Source organism: Thermosynechococcus sp. OHK43 (genome assembly GCF_014466085.1).
GTDB lineage: Bacteria > Cyanobacteriota > Cyanobacteriia > Thermosynechococcales > Thermosynechococcaceae > Thermosynechococcus.
On the sequence record NZ_JACOMP010000121.1, the window covers coordinates 1 to 4,431 of the forward strand.

Sequence of the window (4,431 nt, forward strand, 5' to 3'; positions counted from 1 at the left end):
CATTTCATTAGCTATCGTGACTATCTTAAGTTTTTCTATCTGACCATATTGCCCCCACTGCCATTGGTGCGGTAGCATGGTGCCGGCCCTGAGTCTAGAGATGACTCCAGGAATGATGGGTTACTCAGGTTTGCACCAGAGCTATTGCGCAGGTGAAAGCTTGGATAGAACTAGGTGCAGTACTGCTACGCTAAGGGCAATGGGGGACGCAACAGCAATTATTCCCTAGCGAATGTATTCCTTGAGGACGCTATTGCGGTTGGGATGGCGCAGCTTCCGCAGTGCTTTTGCCTCAATTTGGCGAATGCGCTCACGGGTTACGTTAAAGAGTTGACCAATTTCCTCCAACGTTTTCATGCGACCATCGTCCAAGCCATAGCGCAGTTTTAAGACATCTCGCTCGCGGGGGCTAAGGGTGCACAACACCATTTCTAAATCTTCGCGCAGCAGGTGCTTCGACACTTGATCTTCAGGGGTTTCACCGTCGGATTCAATAAAGTCCCCGAGACGGGAATCCTCTTCTTTGCCAATGGGCGTTTCTAGGGAGATCGGGAGTTGTGCTGATTTGGCAATGAAGCGCAGTTTTTCAATCGTCATTTCCATGCGATCGGCAATTTCCTCTTCCGTGGGTTTGCGCCCCATTTCCTGGGAGAGGAGTTTGGTGGTTTTCTTAATCCGTGAAATGGTTTCGTACAGGTGCACGGGCAGACGAATGGTGCGGGATTGATCGGCAATGGCGCGGGTAATGGCTTGGCGAATCCACCATGTCGCATAGGTGGAAAATTTATAGCCCTTTTCGTGATCAAATTTCTCAGCAGCGCGGATGAGCCCTAGGCTGCCCTCTTGAATCAAGTCCTGAAAGGATAGCCCCCGGTTCATGTATTTTTTGGCGATTGACACCACCAGTCGCAGGTTGGACTGCACCATTTTTTCTTTGGCTTTGCGACCGACAAAAAGACGATGGCGAAATGCCGGCACCGTCATCCCCAGTTCTTTGGCCCAAGCTTCAGGATTCCGCTCTAGTTCTTCAGGCGTACAGCCCAGTTCTTGACACAGGCGATCGCGGACCCGCTCGATTTCTAGAAGGTCGGCAATTTTACGAGCTAGTTCAATTTCCTCATCGGCACGCAACAGACGAATGCGGCCAATTTCTTGCAAATAGAGGCGAATCGAGTCCTCGGTGTAATGTTTCTTCTTGACTTGGGTCCGTCGTCGACTGGCACGACCTTTTGTAGGCTTGTCGTCGAGATCATCGCTGACCTCCTCAAAGTCTTCGCTCTCTTCTTCCTCAATCTCTACAGCCTCAAGGCCATAGTCACTGAGCAGAGCCACCTCATCTTCAAGGGGGGCTGTTGCGGGGTCGTAAACGTCAAGTACATTTGCTTGGGTCATGCCGTTGTCCTCGTAAAATCTCCCTAAATATATGGTGTCGGTGTGTTGTCGGCAACCGTTGCCTTCGGTGACGCTAGCGTCAGCCACATTTCAATGATGGAATGCGGCTAAGGAAAGCGGTTGGACGGGGGAATAGGCTCTAGATTCCGCACACTGGTACCTTTGAGATGGTCTTGAAAGAAATCCTGTGTGACCCGTAGGGTCAGGGAACAGGCAATCGTCAGCGGTTGGTCTCGTGCAGGAATCTGTTGAGCAATTTTAGCTAAAACCTCATTGATTGTAGCCTTTCTAACAGAAATCGCCTACTCCGGATCAGGAGTTTTCCTTGGAATCCGTTACTCGCGATCGCTCGCGTCAACAACCGCTAACAAATTCTAATTTGTTGTTCTCAGATAAAATTTATATCCTGGCTAAGGGAAATGTCTTTCTTCTAGCCTAGCTAATTGGTGACTGTTTGGAAGCACCCCCTAGTTTTTGATGGCGTTGGCCCCCAGGAAAGCCACTGCCATAGGCAAGCGTTATTGATCAGTTGGTGTATTCACGCCTAGAGCTGCGGCTGCTGCCGATGCCAAGGGGTGGCCTGTTCATAGGCATAGGCAACGTGAAATAGGGTCTCTTCGCCTAGGACGTTGCCAATCAATTGCAGGCCAATGGGCAGCCCTTCCCTATCAAAGCCGCAGGGGAGGCTCAGGCCGGGTAAGCCCGCAAGGTTTACAGGGATGGTCATCAAGTCTGACAGGTACATACTTAGGGGGTCGGTGGTTTTCTCCCCTGCCTTAAAAGCAGTGGTGGGAGCGGTGGGGCAAACCAGGAGATCCACTTGTTCAAAGGCACGGGCAAAGTCTTCTTTGATCAGGGTGCGTACTTTTTGGGCTCGTAGGTAGTAGGCATCGTAGTAGCCGGCAGACAGGGCGTAGGTGCCAATCATAATCCGTCGCTTTACTTCGGGGCCAAAGCCTTGAGCGCGGGTTTTCATGTACATCTCAAGCAGATCAGCGGCCCCTTCAGCCCGAAAACCAAAGTTCACGCCATCATAGCGGGCTAAGTTCGCCGAGGCTTCTGAAGGGGCAATGATGTAGTAGGTGGGCAGGCCGTAGGCAAAGCGGGGACAGGAGAGTTCAACAATGGTTGCCCCCAATTCCTCTAGGGTTTTTAGGGCGGCTTCAAGGGCGGACTTCACCTCCGGTTGCACGCCTTCATCCACGGTTTCTTGAATAAGGCCAATGCGCATGCCTTTGAGATCAGGCTTGAGGGCTTGGGTGTAGTCGGGAATCGGCACGCTGAGACTGGTGGCATCCTTGGCATCGTGGCCGGCGATCGCCCCCAAGAGAATAGCTGCATCAGTCACCGTCGGCGCTAAGGGACCCACTTGATCGAGGGAGGAGGCATAGGCAACCAGACCATAGCGGGACACCAAACCATAGGTGGGCTTGAGACCCACTACTCCGCAGAAGGCGGCGGGTTGACGAATGGACCCACCAGTATCGGAGCCCAGAGCAGCGGCACATTCCCCGGCAGCAACGGCTGCAGCGGATCCCCCTGAGGAGCCGCCAGAAACCCGCTGCGGGTTCCAAGGATTGGCCGTGAAACCAAAGGCGGAATTTTCCGTGGAGCTGCCCATGGCAAATTCATCAAGGTTGGTTTTGCCCACCATAATCGCGCCAGCGGCCTGCAATTTTTCGGTTACGGTGGATTCGTAGGGGGGTACAAAGTGCTCCAGCATCTTAGAAGCACAGGTGGTGCGAACGCCGTAGGTGCAAAGGTTATCCTTGATGGCCAGGGGAATTCCTGTGAGCAAACCAATTTCTTCACCCGCAGCAAGGCGTTTATCCACCTCGGCAGCTTGGGCAAGGGCGCGATCGCGCGTTACCGTCAAAAAGCTGTGGAGTGTTGGTTCTACTTGATCAATGCGATCCAAATAGGCCTGGGTAATTTCAGTGGCGGAGCGCTCTTTGCGAACGAGTTGACGGTGTAGCTCCTGAATCACTGACATAAACGCAGCTTCCCTAGCAATTATCGAACAACAATGCAATACTGGCGATCGCGAGCAGTGCCGCAAACAAGCCAATCTTCAGTCTAGCAAGGGGTGGGTATCCGTGGGGCGTTTTGCCATCGGCGATATATTAGGAATGAAGGAAGCTAAGCCTCAATCTTTTTGGGTTCTTTTAGAGCAGACAACGGTAGGCATGGCCCTGCGGAGTATTGGATGAAACCCCTCGACCCCGTGGATCAGGAAGCCTTTACCAATCCCACATTGCAGCGATTGTGGTTCTTTGTCTATTTGCTGCCCATTTTTGGCATGATTCCAGCACTGTGGCAATTGAGTCGCCGGGGGAGCGATCGCCAGACGCGCCAAGTGAGTCGCCTTGCTCTTGTGATTGGTCTTAGTTGGCTGTTGGGCTATGGTCTGCTGAATGGGCTTGCCAGCCTGAGTGAAGCCCAGTCTCTGCAGCATGGCCTGGCGCTATTGCTGAATAGTCTCTGGGGATCGGCCTACTTTCTGGTGAACTTAGGGCTAATGGTGCGCCTATGGCGGCGGCAATCGCTGAAATTGCCCTTCTTGCAGCGTCTGATGAAATACCTGCCATGACCCCCAGACGTTGGTTTTGGCCACTTTTGGGATTTGGCGCTATTCTGGTGCTCATCCTCTGGCTGATCTCGGCACTGACGTGGCTCTATGTGCAGGTGGCTTTTACGGCCCCCTTTTTGGCCAATCTCTTGGTGTTGATTTTCATTGGCCTATTGGGGGGACTGCTCTATACGTTCTTTCGCTACCTGTATTTACTTGAACGCCAGGGGAAGCCCAAGCCCGCCACCGCTGTACCCCAAGCCCCTCTGGATAAAACGGAGGCTGCCGCCGAAAACCTCAAAGCCCTACGGCAGCAACTGAGTCAAATTGAAGATGAGGTGGCACGGCAAGCCCTCTTAGCACGGGCACGGGAGCTAGAGGAGGACTTTTGTCGCCACGAATTGCGCATTGTTGTTTTTGGCACCGGCTCGGCCGGTAAAACCTCCCTGGTCAATGCGTTGCTGGGGGAG

The 4,431-nt window shown here is 53.1% G+C and carries 3 protein-coding genes and 1 pseudogene; 2 read left to right on the forward strand and 2 right to left on the reverse strand.

Annotated features, from left to right (window positions below; genetic code table 11):
- Positions 1–225 precede the first annotated feature (225 nt).
- Positions 226–1,392: an RNA polymerase sigma factor RpoD gene (gene rpoD / locus H8Q75_RS04970; RefSeq protein ID WP_024123829.1), complete on the reverse strand. Its 1,167-nt coding sequence runs from the start codon at positions 1,390–1,392 to the stop codon at positions 226–228.
- 544 nt (positions 1,393–1,936) lie between these two features.
- Complete coding sequence (gatA, locus tag H8Q75_RS04975) at positions 1,937–3,385, reverse strand: Asp-tRNA(Asn)/Glu-tRNA(Gln) amidotransferase subunit GatA (RefSeq protein ID WP_024123830.1); 1,449 nt, start codon at positions 3,383–3,385, stop codon at positions 1,937–1,939.
- 213 nt (positions 3,386–3,598) lie between these two features.
- Between gatA and H8Q75_RS04980 the strand changes: the two genes are divergently transcribed.
- Together H8Q75_RS04980 and H8Q75_RS04985 are read left to right on the forward strand one after the other, a co-directional pair.
- Entirely contained in the window at positions 3,599–3,982 is a 384-nt protein-coding gene (locus H8Q75_RS04980) for a hypothetical protein (protein ID WP_024123831.1), read from the forward strand.
- A pseudogene (locus H8Q75_RS04985) lies at positions 3,979–4,431 on the forward strand (GTP-binding protein); the annotation flags it as partial. The gene H8Q75_RS04980 and the pseudogene H8Q75_RS04985, both read left to right, overlap by 4 nt.

What these genes read in the sequence shown, in the direction of transcription:
- H8Q75_RS04980 (WP_024123831.1), top strand. Translation starts at nt 3,599, where the DNA reads ATGAAACCCCTCGACCCCGTGGATCAGGAAGCCTTTACCAATCCCACA.
- gatA (WP_024123830.1), bottom strand. Translation starts at nt 3,385, where the DNA reads ATGTCAGTGATTCAGGAGCTACACCGTCAACTCGTTCGCAAAGAGCGC.
- rpoD (WP_024123829.1), bottom strand. Translation starts at nt 1,392, where the DNA reads ATGACCCAAGCAAATGTACTTGACGTTTACGACCCCGCAACAGCCCCC.